General features: G+C 64.3%; 11 protein-coding genes. 5 read left to right on the top strand and 6 right to left on the bottom strand.

The window, feature by feature from the left end; translation table 11 throughout:
* Positions 1–110 precede the first annotated feature (110 nt).
* The 4 genes from GNZ21_RS13915 to GNZ21_RS13930 form a co-directional block, all read right to left on the bottom strand.
* On the bottom strand, positions 111–5084 hold the full coding sequence (locus GNZ21_RS13915; protein ID WP_188503676.1) for an SNF2-related protein: 4974 nt from the start codon (positions 5082–5084) through the stop codon (positions 111–113).
* A gap of 92 nt (positions 5085–5176) precedes the next feature.
* The gene (locus GNZ21_RS13920; protein WP_188503675.1) at positions 5177–5734 is read right to left on the bottom strand and encodes a hypothetical protein; all 558 of its coding nucleotides are present in this window, start codon (positions 5732–5734) and stop codon (positions 5177–5179) included.
* 299 nt (positions 5735–6033) lie between these two features.
* Positions 6034–7812, bottom strand: a complete 1779-nt coding sequence (locus GNZ21_RS13925; protein ID WP_157325370.1) for a TraM recognition domain-containing protein — start codon at positions 7810–7812, stop codon at positions 6034–6036.
* A complete protein-coding gene (locus GNZ21_RS13930; RefSeq protein ID WP_157325372.1) occupies positions 7809–8396 on the bottom strand; it encodes a hypothetical protein in 588 nt (195 codons plus the stop codon). Before GNZ21_RS13930 ends, GNZ21_RS13925 begins: the two co-directional genes overlap by 4 nt.
* A 748-nt stretch (positions 8397–9144) precedes the next feature.
* Between GNZ21_RS13930 and GNZ21_RS13935 the strand changes: the two genes are divergently transcribed.
* Complete coding sequence (locus GNZ21_RS13935; RefSeq protein WP_157325374.1) at positions 9145–9342, top strand: hypothetical protein; 198 nt, start codon at positions 9145–9147, stop codon at positions 9340–9342.
* A gap of 100 nt (positions 9343–9442) precedes the next feature.
* On the opposite strand, the gene GNZ21_RS13940 is transcribed toward GNZ21_RS13935, so the two are convergent.
* The gene (locus GNZ21_RS13940) at positions 9443–9868 is read right to left on the bottom strand and encodes a hypothetical protein (RefSeq protein WP_157325376.1); all 426 of its coding nucleotides are present in this window, start codon (positions 9866–9868) and stop codon (positions 9443–9445) included.
* 41 nt (positions 9869–9909) lie between these two features.
* Complete coding sequence (locus GNZ21_RS13945) at positions 9910–10188, bottom strand: hypothetical protein (RefSeq protein ID WP_157325378.1); 279 nt, start codon at positions 10186–10188, stop codon at positions 9910–9912.
* Positions 10189–10388: 200 nt separating this feature from the next.
* Here GNZ21_RS13945 and GNZ21_RS13950 point away from each other — a divergent pair, with 200 nt between their 5' ends.
* The 4 genes from GNZ21_RS13950 (at position 10389) to GNZ21_RS13965 (ending at position 15515) form a co-directional block, all read left to right on the top strand.
* Complete coding sequence (locus tag GNZ21_RS13950) at positions 10389–11300, top strand: hypothetical protein (protein ID WP_157325380.1); 912 nt, start codon at positions 10389–10391, stop codon at positions 11298–11300.
* A gap of 254 nt (positions 11301–11554) precedes the next feature.
* A complete protein-coding gene (locus GNZ21_RS13955; protein ID WP_188503674.1) occupies positions 11555–12988 on the top strand; it encodes an IS1380 family transposase in 1434 nt (477 codons plus the stop codon).
* Positions 12989–13870: 882 nt separating this feature from the next.
* The gene (locus GNZ21_RS13960) at positions 13871–14260 is read left to right on the top strand and encodes an ArsR/SmtB family transcription factor (protein WP_157325384.1); all 390 of its coding nucleotides are present in this window, start codon (positions 13871–13873) and stop codon (positions 14258–14260) included.
* 16 nt (positions 14261–14276) lie between these two features.
* Positions 14277–15515 carry an MFS transporter gene (locus GNZ21_RS13965; protein WP_157325386.1) on the top strand — a complete coding sequence of 413 codons (1239 nt, stop codon included), beginning with the start codon at positions 14277–14279 and terminating at the stop codon, positions 15513–15515.
* Positions 15516–15568: the final 53 nt, after the last annotated feature.

The raw sequence follows: 15568 nt of genomic DNA on the forward strand, positions 1-15568 counted from the left end.
CCTCGTGTGTTCAGTCCAATGGCGACCTGTGGTGATCGCTCCTATGAGGAAGGTGCGCATCCCCGGACACCTCAGGACCCGGTGGTCACGGGCCGGTATGACGAGAAGGCTCAGAGGCCGGGAGCGGGGCGGCCCGCGCCTGAGGCAGGGGAGTACTGTTGAGCAGGCTGTGGTGGTGTGCGCTCAGCGCTGGGGCTTACCCCCATGGCCGGTTCGTGTCCTCGCACCGCCGCCACATCCAGGTCCTGTCCCGGACGGGCACTGTCTTGTTCGCCCTCGGGCGTGGTCTCGTCCTGGCCGCCGATGGCTGCCTCGACCTCAGCGAGATCGCGCTCGGCAGTGGCCAGTGCCTCGGTGTGCTTGAAGGGTTTGCCGATCCGGGCGGTGGCATCAGCCAGAGTCTGTTCGGCCCCGGCCAGCTCGGTCCGGGCCTTCTCCAGTGTGGTCTCGGTGCCAGCCAGTCGGTTCTCGAGGCGCTGGATAAGCCCCACACCGCCTTCCAGCACAGCGGAGGACTCGACGGTGAAGCTGCTACGGGGCAGGCCGTGCAGTCCCAGGGTGACGGCGGGTCGTCCTCCCATTTGTGGGTGCGTTTCCACGGTGATGTCGAAGCCGCTGATGGAGCCAAGGGTGCCGTATTCGCGGCTTCGGTGAGTGGGCGCATACTGGATACCGGCCCGCTGGGCCCAGGTAGCGACGGCCTGTCCGGCATCGGCGCGTGAGTCGACGCTTCTCCCGTCGATGGTGATGGTGAAGTTCTCCCCGGAGGTATCGGTGATCCGAGGCAGCGCGGCTTCGAGTCCGGCAATGTCCTCCGTGTACCGGTCGATGTCTCGGGTGGTGCTCTCGCGGGTGTGGGTGAGCATCGACTCGTTCCGCGAGTGGGCTCGCTCCAGTCGTCGCAGGCGGGTGACCTCGTTCTGCAGGGTGGATTGCTCCAGCAGCAGGGGGTTGCCGGAGCTGATGGCTTTGGCTTCGGCGGCTGAGAGGGCGGCGGAGTCGATTTCTTCGACCTCGCGGGTATCCAGGGATCCGCGCATCAGTTGGCTGATGAACCGGGCTTTGCGCTCGACTCCTTGCCACATGTAGGAATCAAAGGACCGTTCGGTCACCAGCCGGACGATTCCGACCTCGGAGTTCTGGTTGCCCTGGCGCAGGATCCGGCCCTCGCGCTGAGCGATGTCCGAGGGTCGCCACGGACAATCCAAGTGATAGAGAGCCACCGCGCGTGCTTGCACGTTTGTGCCCACACCCATTTTCTCGGTCGAACCGATCAGGACCGAGATGTGCCCTGCACGGGCGGCGGCGAAGAGCCGTGCTTTGTCGGCATCGGTCTTGGCTTCGTGCATGAACCGGATGGACTCACCGGGGATGCCCCGCAGAATCAGCTGACTGGCCAGCTCGTCGTAGGCGTTCCATCGGGTCGGGTTGGGGGTGCCGATATCGGAGAAGACCAGCTGCAATCCCCCACGGACCGGGCTAGGCTCTCCGGTGATGGAGTCGAGGTACTCGTTGTCTTTGTTCTGTTCCCATACCCGGTGAATGGCATCAGCGGCGACATCGACTTTGCTCGGCCCCGAGGGGCCGTCCTCACCGACCAGGCGCACATCCAGGGCGGCTTTGCGGCCATCGGTGGTGATGGTGAGCATATTGTCCTCACTGGGGTCCACCGCCTTGGCTGCGACCCGCTCTGCCCGCTCACCGAGCTGGTCAACGAAGTCCTCCAGCTCGACGGTGGGCTGGACGACCGTGGTTTCTGCTACCCGGGCACCATCCGAGCGGGCTACGATCTGTGGGACCGGTAGGTTGAGGTCTTCAGCAGTTTGCACATCGGCGAAGACCGACCACATGCGCAGCATCTCGGGCACATTGGTGAACCGGGCGAACCGGGTCTTCATCCGGAATCCGGACCCTGTCGGCGACATCTCCATCTGCGTCAGGGTCTGGCCGAAGGTCGCCGCCCACGCATCAAAGGACTCCAGCCCCGCGTCCCGCAGCAAGTCTGGTCGCAGATACTTCTGCATCACGTAGGCCTCGGTGACCGAGTTCGAGATCGGGGTGGCGGTCATCCCGGTGACCACTCTCTCGCGGTCTTGAGAGCGGAGGTAGTCCAGCTTCATATCCAGATCCGAGGCCCGGGAAGAGCCCTCGATGGCGGCATCGCGGATATTGGAGTCGGTGGAGAGGTTCTTATACATGTGCATCTCATCGACGACCAGGTAGTCGATACCGGTGTCTTCGAAGCACACGCCGGCGTCCCTGCCGGTATCCAGGCGGTCTTTGAGTTTGTTCTCCAGGTTCGCCAGCTTGCGCTGCAGGCGTTTGACGGTCATGAAGTCGTCTGTCTCCGCGGTGGAGACCACCTTCCGCAGCTCATCGACCTGGGCTTGGATGTAGGCCTGCTGTGTCTCTTCTTGGAGGGGGACTTTCGAAAACGCCGATTGGGTCATCACCAGGGCATCCCAGTCATTGGCTGCCGCGCGGGCGACGAACTGGCGGCGCTGATCAGCGGTGACGTCCTTGGAGGAGGCTGCCAGGATGCGTGCCTGCGGGTAGATTTGCAGCCATTCCCGGGAGAACTGCTCCAACATGTGGTTCGGGACCACCACCAGGGGCTTGGAGATCAGGCCCATCCGGCGCATCTCCATCACGCCCATGATCGACTCGGCGGTCTTGCCCGCCCCGACTTCGTGGAACAAGCCGGCTGCCGGTTCGCTGACCATCCGTGCCACCGCCGCCCGCTGATGCGGCCTGGGGGTGAACGTCGCCGAGAGTCCGGGCAGGGTCAAAAAGTCCCCGGCGCTGGTGTAGTCGCGTAAGACCAGGTTGTTGAACGTGTGGTTGTAGGTATCGACCAGGGACTTCGACCGGGCAGGATCTTCCCACACCCACTCGGCGAATCGCTCCTGCAATGCGGTGGCCTTCTCCTGGGCGGCCGTGGTCTCAGTGGGGTTGAGGATCTGCTGAGGCCTGCCGTCGGGACCGTCGATCTTGTCATAGACCAGCAGGGTGCGCTGTTCCATCACCGCCTGGGCGATATCCGGTGCCGGTCGGCGTTCGGTGCCCCACTCACTGGTCGATAGCAGACCAGCACGACCGCCGCGGACCTCCCACATTCCCGAGGTGGGGTTCTCCACCCGCACATCTGGGGTGCGCAGGGTCTCCTGAAGGAACTGCTGATGGATCTCTGGGCTGATCCAGACCGCACCTAAGCGCGCGCTGATCTCCTCGATGCCGAGATCCTCAGGCTGGACCCGGGTGAGTGCCTCGACATTGACCTGAAAGGAGGGGTCCTGTTCGGCTCGGTCTTTGGCTGCGGCGAGTTTTTCGCGGACGTTACCGGAGAGGTATTGCGGGGCATGCACCAGATCCCCGGTTGCCGGATCGGTGTAGGCCAGGTCCGCCAAGGAACTGCGGGCTTCGGCTTCATCGGTGCCCAGCAGATCAGCGATGATGGGCAGGTCAATACCGCCGGTGCGGTCCAAGCTGACCGCGACCGCATCGGTCGGTGTCTCCACACCTTGGACCTCGGCTCGTGGGGCGACGACTCGCTGGCTGAGCATCGCGGCCGGGCTGGCGGTCTGCTCGGCGTCGTCGAAGACCTCCAAGGCCAGGACCAGGGCGCCGAAAGGATCCCCACGCAACAGGCGGATCGGGGTGGGCACGATCCGGGCGTAGGTGTCCTTCCCTGTTTCGTTTTGTCGGCCGGTGCGTCGGAGGCTGTAGCGGTTCAACGGCCCATAGGTGCCCAGATACTTCTGGTATTGCCGGCGCAGATCCTCACGGGTCTCGGTGATCTCCTCGGTGTCGTCGGCGGTGGCCGCTTCCAACTCGAGCAGCCCGGCGGCGGTATCGCGCAGCTTCAGCAGAGCCTGCATCTCGCGGGTCGCGTTCTTGGGCACTTTTAGCGGTTCCACGGAGGCTCCGACGACTGTGCCGAACTGCCCGGCCTCGGTGTTCACGATGGACCCATCCCACTGCTGTGGTGCCGACCCGGTGGTCGCCACGACGCGCTGCGGGGTAGGGTCAGTGCGCTCGGTCATCACCTGACCTGCCCGGCGGGCTGTGAATGCGAGTCCCTCCAGCACCGTGTGCAGACGGTCAGGCAGATCATCGATCTCACCGGTGACAGTCAGGGTCTCGGCCCCGTACATCCCATGTCCGGTCTCCAGGTTGCCGAGCACATGGTCGGGGTGCTCATCGAAGTACCGGTTGATCTTCACCCGGGTCCCGTCCAGGGTGATCGGGGTGACCGTTTCCCACAGGTCATCGGCCGGCGGCTCGCCCTCAGCGCGGCGGCGGAAGATCAACAGATCGGTGATCGCCTCTGTGCCCGCGGTGCGTCGGTGTGCCCCGGTGGGCAGACGCACCGCTCCGACCAGGTCAGCCAGCAGGTTCATCTCCCGCCTGGCCCCGGGGTTTTGGGCATCGAGGGTGTAGTGGGAACTCAGGGCTGCCACCAGCCCTCCGGGCCGGGTCAGGTGCAGGGATTTGAGCAGCACATGATTGTGGATGCTGTGCTTATTCGGGTTGTGCACCGGGTCATAGAGGCTGATCTTGCCGAAGGGCACATTGCCGATTGTCATATCGAAGCTGGACTCCGGGACGCGGAAGTCGGCGAAGGAGGCGGCGTGGATCTGCGCGTGTGGGTAGAGGCCCTGGCTAATTGCGGCCGTGACCGGGTCCAGCTCCACCCCTGTCATCTGCGCCTGAGGCGGTGCCAGGCCCAGGAAGGTGCCGGACCCGCTGCCGGGTTCGAGTACCTGGCCACCGGTGAACCCCAGCGATCGGGTGGCCTGCCAGATCTCTGCGGCGATGCGAGGATCCGTGTAGTGAGCGTTCAAGGTGGTGCGTTCAGCGGCCTGGAACTCTTCCTCGCTGAGCAGGCCCTGTAGCTGGGTTTTTTCGGCCTCCCATTGGTCTTTGCGGGGATCGAAGACCTCCGGGATGGCACCCCAGGACGACCACCGGGCCAGCACCTGCTGTTCTTCGACGGTGGCTGGCCGCTGCTGGTCTTTGAGGCTGCGCACCAGGCCGATGGCGTCGATATTGGCCTGGAACCGGGCCCTCGCCCCGCTGGGCACCCCAGGATGGGCGGTGGGATCGAACCGTGGCGCATCCGGGGCGGCAGATCCCTCGGGATCGCTCTCAGGTGGTTCGTGGTCCTCGGAGGTGGTTAGCGGATTTCGCGCTGGAACCGCTGATTCGCTGCCTCGGTCAGCACCTGCTGGTGCTCCCGGGCGTACTGGGCCGGGATCTCCGCGGCCAGCAGGCCCTCGAGGAACCAGAGCGGCACCGCCCAGTCCATCGCCTTCTGCTCCAGCTCCACGGTCGAATGCACCGGGTAGGGGGAGTCCTGGATCCCCTCGGCCCAGCGAATCAGATTCTCGTCGGCCGCCCGGGTCTCCTCCCACTCCTGGCGTGCCTCGGGAAGAGACAGGCTCGGGTCGCGAATCCACACCATCTGGTTCATCACGACCTCCTCGGCGATCCGGCGGGCCGTCATCTTCGAGGCCACCTGGTCTACGTAGCTGCCCCCATTGTCTCCCAAAGAGCCCGCCGTCTCCACCCTCAGGGAGGGGCTGGTCTCCAGCTGGGCGGTCAACTCGCTGATTTGAGTCGCGATTTCCGCGCCCATCTCGGTGAAGAACCTCTCCGAATCCTCGATCGCTTCCAGCTGCTGCGGGGCGTGCTGGGCCCAGTGGTTCTGCGCGGTCCTGCCGTAGTGATTCACCAGAGGTCTCTCCTTCCAGATCAGACCCACCTCGCTGCGGGATTGCCACGTCCGGGCCAGGTACGTCCGCTTCCGACGGGTCAGGTTCGGCGAGCCCTGCTTGCGTGGGCTCGGTTGCGGCCTCATTGGGGGTATTGCGTTCGGTTTCGGCTTCGGCGTCGGTCTCAGAGAGACCCCACAGGTCGAACTCCAGCTGGCCAGGTACGGCGGCCTGTCTGCGGCGGCGTGCCATCACCCCCACCCCCACATCTCACGAACGGGCGCGGGGGAGCAGGGGCGTGTAGGTACTGGGTGTGGGGTCATGGGCTCTCTCGCAGCAAGTCTTCGACACCCGAACGGGCCTCCTTCAGCTCGGCGGCGTCCCGGCGTGTCGTCCAGGCCTTCAGATCGGTGACGATCGGCGGTGCTGCCCGCAGCAAGGTAATCCCCGTGCCAAAGGGCAGGGTGCGGATCTTCTCCGGTGGGAACACTGCGACCCGGCGCACCGAGCGTTGGGAGGACCGTGACCCGTAGTCGCTGATAGTGATCGAGTCGGTTTCCTCGTCACGTTCTCCGATCAGCGCCGAGAGGTCCTGGAGGTCTCTGGAGTTCGAGCCGCCACCGAGGATGATCTTGACGATGCTCGCGTCCCAGATGGCATTGGCCTGGTTCTCATTCCACTTATCCCTGGCCTGGGCCATCGACTGCAACACCGGCATGCTGGTGATCCCGCTACCGCCACCTTCAGCCATCAACGTCGGCAACGAGGGCAACGGCGCGAGGTTGCCGATCTCATCCAGAGCCAGCAACACCGGTGGGTCCAGACGAGCGCCGGGGGAGCGGGCCGCGATCCGGCGAGCGGTCTCGATGAGGTCCTCGACGAACGCAGCGACCAGGGCCGCGGAGGCTCCGGCACCGGCACCGGTGGCCAGCAGGTAGAGGGTCCCCGAGCCGGTGAGAAACTCCTCGGGGTCGAAGGACTCACCAGGGCCAGGGCTGACCGCATCCAACACCCTCGGGTCAGCCAGTGCGGACAGGGCCAGGCTCACACCCTGCCAGATCGAATCCCGGGTCCGCGGGTCCGAGTCGATCATCGCCGCCAGCGAGTCTGCCCACCCGCCAGCGGCCTGGGTGGAGTTGGTCAGAATCGCCACCGCATCAGCGGCCGCCGAGGGGTCCAGCGTCCACCGATAGAGCTCAGAAGGCGGACGCCCATCCAAGGCCGCGGCATGTAACAATGCTTGCAAGGCCGTGCGGGTCTTGCCCTCCCAGAACCCACCGGAATCCACCCCACCGGAGCCCAGGCCGGTGGAGGCGGCCAGCCCGGCCGCCCGGATCATCGCGGTCAAGGGGTCTTCGCAGCCGCGGATCGGGGACCAGCGCAGCCCCGAGGGCAGCCCCTGGGCTAAGTGCTGGGGATCGAAGATCGCCACCGGCCCGTGCTTTTCGCGGGCTCGCAGGGTCGCGGTGACGTTATCCGGGCGGGTGCTGGTGGTCACCACGGCACCGGGGGCATCGAGGATCGCCGGGATCACCAGATGCAGGCCCTTACCCGAGCGCGGTGGGCCCACAATCAGGATCGAATCCTCCACTGAGGCCCAGACCTCATGGCCCCGCGAGTGACCCAGGCGGTAGCCCACCTCCTCGGCCGAGGGGGCCTCAAGGGAGGGCCGCAGGGTCTCGGCCCGAGACAGCAGAGCCTTACCCGAAGCGGTGGTAGCGACCTCGTGCTTGGTGGCAGCCCCGGGAGTGCGCCGGGGATCGGACTCGGTTGCCTCGCTGTGTCGGCGCAGACGCCGCCACACCCAGACCCCGGCCCAGGCCAAACCGGCCAGCAACAAGCCGGTGACCAGCCAATACAGGATCGGATTCAATCCGGCAGATTCCAACGCCTGTCCGGGGTCCGCGGGGTTGAACAGAACCCCGATGCCTGCCCCCAGCCCTGCCTGGGGCTGGGATGTTCCGGAGAAGAAGGCCGCGATCGAGCCGCTGGCCCGCAGGATCAGGGTGAACCCGAAGAGGCCGATGAGCCCGAGCATCGCCGCATTGGTCAGCTCATCACCGAACGATCCGGTCTGCCGATTGGCCGGGCTGCTCATACAAGCCCCCGCAGCTCGACTCGACCGGAGGCTCGCCCGTAGAGAAGAACGATCTCTGCGACCTTGATGCGGCCTTTGGGCACAGTGATCTCGGCCGTGCCGTCCTCATCAGCGGCAGCTTCGCTGGCCACGACCGCCACGGCCACGCTCTCTCCAGGGGCGAAACCCGCAGCCTGAATCGTGGGGGGCTTCTTTGAGGGTTTCGACTTCTCACCGGCAGGCTTCGAACGGTCTGTCGTCTCGAGGGAACGAGGAGGCGTGCGCCGGGGTGCTGCCTGGATGATGTCGGTGAAGGTGGTGCCATCGGTCTCAGAAATCTCCACCCGCACTGTGCGCGAACGGTCCTCGGTGACCGCATCCAGCAGGCCCCCCAGGTCTGCCCTGACCCATGACGTTTTGCCTTCTGGGGGCGGATACTCCTCCCCGTCCACGGTGACCCGTAGTCGCCCGCGGTCTTCGACGATGATCCGGGCATACGGCAGCGTCACCGGAGCCTCAACCGGGACGCCACCAGCGGTGGCATCGTTTGAGAGGGCGTTTTCGCTGGCGTGACTGTGCGCAGTGGAGTGTGTGGAGCGGCTCATGCCGGACAGGTGCACATCAGCACTACTCGCGGTTCACGTGAGCTCTCCGTTCGGCCTCGAACTGCGGTGCGAGGACGCGTCAGGGGTGCCCGTTAGGCTGCAAACATGAGCCTGATCAACCGATCAGGGGAGGCTGGCTTCAATGGGGAGGGCCGATGCTGACCGCACTACTTGACGGAACACAGGAATGGGAAGCTCGCCAGGTGGCACGGCTTCCCGATGATCGGGTCGATGCACTCCGTGCGCGATGGATCTGCATCGGGTGTAAGAACAAGGCCTACTATGCGAGCCGAAGTCGTAATGGCAGGCCACCCTTGTTCGGTTCGCACTATCGTTCCGAGGATTGCCCGGAACAAACCAAGAGCGGCACAACCGAAGAGGCAGGATGGGAGACTGAGGTCGAGCTCATTGCTAATGACGCGTCCCGATTGATTCTGCGTTTGGATCGTCCCGAGGAGCAGAGAACCCAACGCCGGGTCCGCGCCGGAGCAAACGATGAGGTCGCTCGACGCCACACCGCCACCGGATCAGGGCAGTCACGTCAGGACCAGAGCCACAGGCTTGCACCTCTCTTGGACCGTCTGCGCCGTGATCCAGGTTTCCGTGAGGACACTCGCCCTTTCCGCCTCGGTGGTGGCACCTGGACCACTGTTCGTGAGGTCTGCATTCACGCCGGTGAGTTCACCGAGGACGACCTGTACCAGCAGGTCATTGTCTGGGGGACGGCAACTGGCTCAACTCCGGGCCCATGCGCCGCCAGATGCCCTCAATTCGACTCTCCGATAGGAATCTCAGCACTGTTCTGGACAAAGCCAAAGTCGAAGATGCCGAAGACCTTGCCCAATGGTCGTTCATCGTGGTCGGCGCCTTCGAACCCAACAGGCACGGCACCCCCTATGTGAAACCCCGGGCCTACGAAGTGGCGTTCCTGACGCCACGAGGATGACCCCACGGTGTGAGGACCCGGAGACGGTGGTTCGGCAGGTCTCGGCTATCCGTGCTGCCCGTGGCGAAATGCATTGATGATCGTGCCCGCCGGGTGCGGACTATAGGCCCCGGTTACTCGGTGGGCGGTGACTGGTCGTGGATGGTGGTGATGAACTCACCGAGAAGAAGCCCTCCCGCAGATGAGCCGTGCGCACACCGTGTGCCCACGTCCGAGTGATCTCGAGGAGCCTGTCGACCTCTGCTGATGTGACTTCTCCTTCAGAGTGCACTGTCCAGATGTGGCTGCCATCAGGCTGGCGTTGGAGCCGCTGATCCTGCCAGGTCCATGACGTGGGCACCCGATCCGGGTCCGACCAGTCCGTGTCGGTGTACTGTTCTTCGATCGCCCATCGTGGACTGGTCTCATCGCGAGGATAGAAGACGAAGTGACCTGCCCCGAAGGTCTCCGGGTCCTCCTCGTGGTAGTCGACGTGGCGCCGGTAGTCCTGTGCAATCATCTCCAACCCTGCGCTCAAACGATCCATCTGAGTCACCAACTGGTCGCGCTCTCCGGCATCCATGGGTCTCACCGATCTCCCGTGCTGCCAGGTGCCGCGAGACGGCCGCGCTTCTGGGGGAGGCCGGCACTGCTGGCAAGGTGTGCACGAGGCGGACCCCCCGCCGCAGTGTTAGGGGACGTGTGCGCGGTGAGGCGGTGGGATTCGAGGGTGCCATCGGGGTGGGACACTTCGATATCGGTGGGACCGCCTATGGTCTCCACGATCTCGCTGATCGCATCGTCGACCTGATCCTGGCGGATCGGTGCGGCCACCAGGCGTTGCCCATTGACGGTTGCAATCGCCATACCAGCGGCATTGACATCGAAGCGGACACGGTGCCTGCGGGGTTCATTGAGAGGACTCATACCTCTCAGGTGCGCTGGGCCCCATCCTCTGCCCAGCTCTCTGGCCCTGGACTGCCCCGTCGTCCCCAAGACAGCCTCGCCTGCCTGCGAGTCTTCTAGCGTTCTGGCGACTGTGGCATGGGTCACTCTAGGGTGGGGGCATGACTCGTTCGCTGCCGGAGAAGACCTTTGAGCACTGGTGCTCGATCCATCTCAGCTACCGCTATCGTGCGAAGCTGCGCATGTGGTGGCCCCCAGACGGTGCCGATATTCAGATCGCCGGGTCCACAGCGCTGTTGGGGAAGCGATTCTGGTTGGAGCTGAAAACCACCGAGTGGGACAAACGCGCTGGCAGGCACCTACTTCCGGTCGATCTCGCACAACTCGACAAATATGGGCGCCAGACGGTTCCTGACTACTACGTCTTCGCGATACCGGTCTGGACCGGCATCCTCGGCGATACCCCTAGCCACCCATGGTTGAGACCGCTGGATCGTTCGGCCCTGGGATACCAGTCGCACTCCTCGACAAAGTGGTTCGCCGAATGGACCTGGGTCGTTCGTGGCAGCCACCTGCGGCGCATCCTGAGCACCCAGATCACCCGATACCGCCGGGGCCAGCGCAAGAGTAAACAGGCCACCATCGCCCGGACAGATGGGACGACGTTGACACTCACCAGGGGCGTGGCAGATCTCGAGCAGATCTCCTGGCGTGGCTTCTGGAAGAAGATGGAGACCTGCGGAGACGACCAGTGGACTGCCCAATTTGTGCTTCCCCGTTCCGCGGTCACCGGTGGCACGGGCAGTAAGGCCAGTAGTCACGGTGCAGGCAGCGCCCAGGGCGCAGCACCCGGTGCCACCTCGCGCCAAGCACTCATAAGTGTTCTCGGCGGCCTGGATGAGGGCGCGGAACCAGCAGTGGATACCGCTGATGTGTACTCACCACTCGAGCCGGGATCAGAGGAGTACATACTGACTCCAGAGGATGAAACACTGCGCGTGGCCGGGTTTGAGTGGGAAGATGAGCCCTCCCGCGGTCTGATCTCCATGACCCCGGCGGCGCTGTCACTCTGACCCGCCAGCGTTCGCTCGGCCCGTTACTCACCCCGATCCTTGCTGAGATGGTGGGCCGCGCCATAGCTACGCCACTGCCGAGCACCGCGGAAATGCGCCCTCTGGGAATGACTGGGGTGTGGGCCCTTTTAGCCTCGATCCACCGATGAGGGGTGTGTCTGAAGCGGCGCGTTAACAAGGAAATGCCCGCCTGACCTGGGAAAATAGTGATGTCTAACGTCACAAGTTCCCAACCAGAAGGGCACACCTCTCAGGTGCTATTCAACCATGCCCCAGCTGGGGTCTCCTATACCTTCGATGAGCCCAACCTCGTGTCGGCTGCTGGGCTAGCGCCGATGATGGCTCTGGCCCAGAATGCTGGGCTGGCTGAGTTGGCTCAAGACAGGGTCACGGTGCACCGCACTGGGGCCGATAAAGGCGCCAACGCTGGTGCGAAGGTCAGCTCGATCGTGGCCGGGATGGTCGCCGGTGCCGACAGCATCGATGACATGGACGTGCTGCGCCACGGCGGGATGAAGAGTTTGTTCGACTCGGTGTATGCGCCCTCCACGTTGGGGTCTCATCTACGGGCCTACACCTTCGGCCATGTCCGCCAGCTCGACGCGGTCGGCACCCGATTCCTGGCCTCGTTGGGCTCGTATGCGCCGCTGCTGCCGGTAGCGCCTTCAGCCACCGGGGCCGCGGCCATGACGTTTGTGGATATCGATGACACCGTCATCGAAGTCCACTCTGCCAAGAAGCAAGGAGCCGGGTTCGGCTATCAAGGTTCCCGGGGACTTAATGCCCTGCTGGCCACCGCTTCCACCGCTGAGGCCTCTCCTGTGGTGGTGGCCCAAAGGTTGCGCGAAGGCTCGGCCTATTCAGCCCGCGGTGCTTCCCGGATAGTCGGTGACGCCCTGGCCGCCACAGCCAAAATCCCGGGCACCTGCGGGCCTGTGGTGGTCCGGGCCGATTCGGCCTACTACAACGCCAAGGTCGCCAAAGCCGCCGCCGATGGCGGGGCCAAACTCTCGGTGACGGTGCGGATGAACAAGAGGGTCAAGACCGCCATCGCAGGCATCCAGGAGGACGCGTGGACCAAGATCCAGTACAAGAACTCCATCTATGACGAGACCACCAAAACCTGGATTTCTGAGGCTGAGGTCGCTGAAGTGCCCTTCACCGCGTTCACCTCAAAGAAGAAGTCCCTGCAGGTCACTGGCCGGCTCATCGTGCGCCGGGTGCTTGAGAAGAACGCCAAGAAACTGGCCGCCGGCCAAGACACGATCTTCGATGTCTACCGGCATCATGGGTTCTTCACCACCATCGATGCCTCAACGCTCGACACTGCGGCCGCGGACCGGGTCCACCGGGCCCATGCGGTGATCGAGCAGGTCAACGCCGAACTCAAAGCAGGCCCGCTGACGCATATGCCCTCCGGGGTCTTCCAGGCCAACGCGGCCTGGCTGGCGATCACCACCATGGCCCATAACCTGATGCGTGCTACTGCTGCTGTCATCGGCGGGACCATGGCCCGAGCAAGGGCACTGACCCTGCGGCGCCGGATCATCAGCATCCCCGCACGGATCGCTCACCGGGCCAGGAAACTCATCCTGCATCTGCCCACCGACTGGAAATGGGCTGCCGCCTTCGAGGAACTCTGGGCCAAAGCTCTGGGCCCACCAGCAGCGGCGGCCAAGAGCACCTGATCACCCAGCCCTGCAGGGCACCAGGCCCAGGACACAGGAGATCCTCGGAAACCAGAAGTGGAACAGACCGGAGCATGGCCGGGACGCTACCGGCTGCCCACATCCCCCGCAGCCAAAATTCACCAACTCAATGACCCAACAAAGAACTCATCGGTGGATCGAGGTTTAGCGTGGCCGGAGTTGGCGCAGTGCGCGGGCGTCGTCCAGGGAGAAGATCGTCACCCCATGTGGTCGTGAGGCCGATGTACAGCTCATCAGGGAGCCGAAGCCGGCAGGATTGGTGATGAAAATCTTGTGCCATGCCCCCGCAGCACAGTCTCGACACTGCGGCTGAGCTCTCGATCTGAGCCGACGCCCCCGCACAAGGAGAACGATCGTGCACACCGCTAACGGTGCGTTGATGAACCCAGGGGCTCCCGTCCAGAACGCATCGGCCAGTACCGCATAGAGGCCCCAGATCGCGGCATTAGCGATCACACAGACTTGGGTGAGCAGGCTGATGCCCTCCAGACGATTCGGCCGGTGCCGGTTCGCCCAGGTCCGCCTAGCTTGGGGCAAGAACAGCAGGAAAGCTAGGACCGTCCCGCAGGCACCAACCCACGTCGTCAGCTCCACGAAGGTCTTCTACGTTCCTAAATATCTGGGAGTTGCTTGGTGGTTGCTGTCGCTAGATCCGCGTCGTCGTGGGTGGCTTCCATGCCACCAAGGTGTGCCCAAGGAACGACGATGCCGAGTGCTGGCCTGCTCAGAGAACCTGACGAGCGACCACGATTGCCGATGAACGGCCTGGAACCTCGACAGGTTAAGGGAGTAGCTGAACTTGTGTGCGTCTCCTGGCTTCCGGCGACCTCAAACGTTCGACAAGAGTGTTAGTATCTGCGTATGGATGCAGATAAGAAGATTTGTGGCGTGCATCCGGCCTCGGAGTACGTCGAGCTGGCCGGCGAGGTGCTGGGGCTGTTGTCTGATCCGACGAGGATCAGGATCGTGCTCGCGTTACGCCAAGCCGACGAGTTGCCGGTGAACGCGCTGGCGGAGATCGTCGGAAAGAAACCTTCCGGTGTCTCGCAACACCTGGCCAGGCTCAGGATGGCCAGGATGGTCACCACTCGCCACGAGGGCACGAGGGTGCTCTACCGGCTCACCGACGAGCACGCGGTTACGCTGGTGGTCGAGGCGATCAAGCAGGCCGAGCACGCTGTCGCCAACGGGCAGATCCCGCCGCACCACCACACGCCTCAGCACCCCGGCCCCGGACCTGTCGACATCTGAGCCTGAGGCGCGGCGCATGTTTGCTGTTCTGCGGAACCCGACGTACGCGAAGCTTTTCAGCGCGCAGATCATTGCCCTGCTCGGCACGGGGTTGCTCACTGTCGCCCTCGGTCTGCTTGCCTTTGACATCGCCGGCGGGGATGCCGGGGTAGTAATGGGGGTGGCGATGACGATCAAGATGGTCGCCTACGTTGCCGTTGCCCCTAGCATTGCTGCCCTCGTCGCACGGCTCTCGCGCAAGCCGGTGCTCATCATTGCTGACCTGGTACGGGCGGGGGTGGCGGTGTCGCTGCCGTTCGTGTCCGAGGCGTGGCAGATCTACCTCCTGATCTTCCTCCTGCAATCGGCTTCCGCGACGTTCACCCCCGCGTTCCAGGCTGTGATTCCGTCGGTGCTGCCCGACGAGGATGAGTACACCCATGCCTTGTCGCTGTCGCGGTTGGCCTATGATCTCGAATCGCTGGTCAGCCCGATGCTCGCCGCCGCGCTGCTCACGGTCATCAGTTATCACAACCTGTTCATCGGCACCGTGATCGGGTTCCTGGCCTCCGCCGTCCTGGTGGTCGCTTCCCGGTTTCCGCGCATTGATGCTCCGCCCCCGTCGGGTTTCTTCGATCGGCTCACCCGCGGGGTACGGGCGTTCTGGGCCAGTGGCGAGCTGCGCGGACTGATCGGGCTGAACCTCGTCGTCGCGACCTCGACCGCGATGGTGATCGTCAACACCGTCGTTCTCGTCCAGGGTGACCTCGGCCGCTCGCAGCCCGATGTTGCGCTGCTGCTGGGCGCGTATGGAGGCGGGTCGATGATCGTTGCCCTCTGTATCCCGAAGCTACTCGAACACCTCTCGGATCTGCGGGTCATGCTCGCTGGCGGCATCGCCCCCCCGATCCTGCTGCTCACTGCGGTTGGCGTGATGGCATGGATGGACGGCACCCCGCAATGGATCGCGCTCTTCGTTCTCTGGGTGCTGCTGGGGGCGGCGACCTCGACTATCCTCACCCCGTCAGCGCGACTCTTACGACGCAACAGCAGCGAGCAGGCCCGCCCGGTCGTGTTCGCCGCGCAGTTCTCCCTCTCCCACGCCTGCTTCCTCATCACCTACCCTCTCGCCGGAGCTCTCGGGGCCGCCATCGGGCTCCCTGCGGTCGCGCTCGTTCTTGTCGGTATCGGCGTGATCGGAGCCGCCACCGCACTGATGACCTGGCGCACGATCCCCGCCCGTACGAGCAAGACACACTCCCAGACCAGCGCTTGACCACGCACCAACTATGGACAATCCGTGGAACGCCAGCCACCCGATACAGGGTG

This window comes from Nesterenkonia alkaliphila (genome assembly GCF_009758175.1).
GTDB classification, from domain to species: Bacteria; Actinomycetota; Actinomycetes; order Actinomycetales; family Micrococcaceae; genus Nesterenkonia; species Nesterenkonia alkaliphila.

Bases quoted from the DNA above. Each gene is read 5' to 3' on its own strand.
- GNZ21_RS13945 (WP_157325378.1), bottom strand. From the start codon at position 10,188: ATGGCGATTGCAACCGTCAATGGGCAACGCCTGGTGGCCGCACCGATC.
- GNZ21_RS13930 (WP_157325372.1), bottom strand. From the start codon at position 8,396: ATGAGCCGCTCCACACACTCCACTGCGCACAGTCACGCCAGCGAAAAC.
- GNZ21_RS13925 (WP_157325370.1), bottom strand. From the start codon at position 7,812: ATGAGCAGCCCGGCCAATCGGCAGACCGGATCGTTCGGTGATGAGCTG.
- GNZ21_RS13940 (WP_157325376.1), bottom strand. From the start codon at position 9,868: ATGGATCGTTTGAGCGCAGGGTTGGAGATGATTGCACAGGACTACCGG.
- GNZ21_RS13950 (WP_157325380.1), top strand. From the start codon at position 10,389: ATGACTCGTTCGCTGCCGGAGAAGACCTTTGAGCACTGGTGCTCGATC.
- GNZ21_RS13960 (WP_157325384.1), top strand. From the start codon at position 13,871: ATGGATGCAGATAAGAAGATTTGTGGCGTGCATCCGGCCTCGGAGTAC.
- GNZ21_RS13965 (WP_157325386.1), top strand. From the start codon at position 14,277: ATGTTTGCTGTTCTGCGGAACCCGACGTACGCGAAGCTTTTCAGCGCG.
- GNZ21_RS13935 (WP_157325374.1), top strand. From the start codon at position 9,145: ATGCGCCGCCAGATGCCCTCAATTCGACTCTCCGATAGGAATCTCAGC.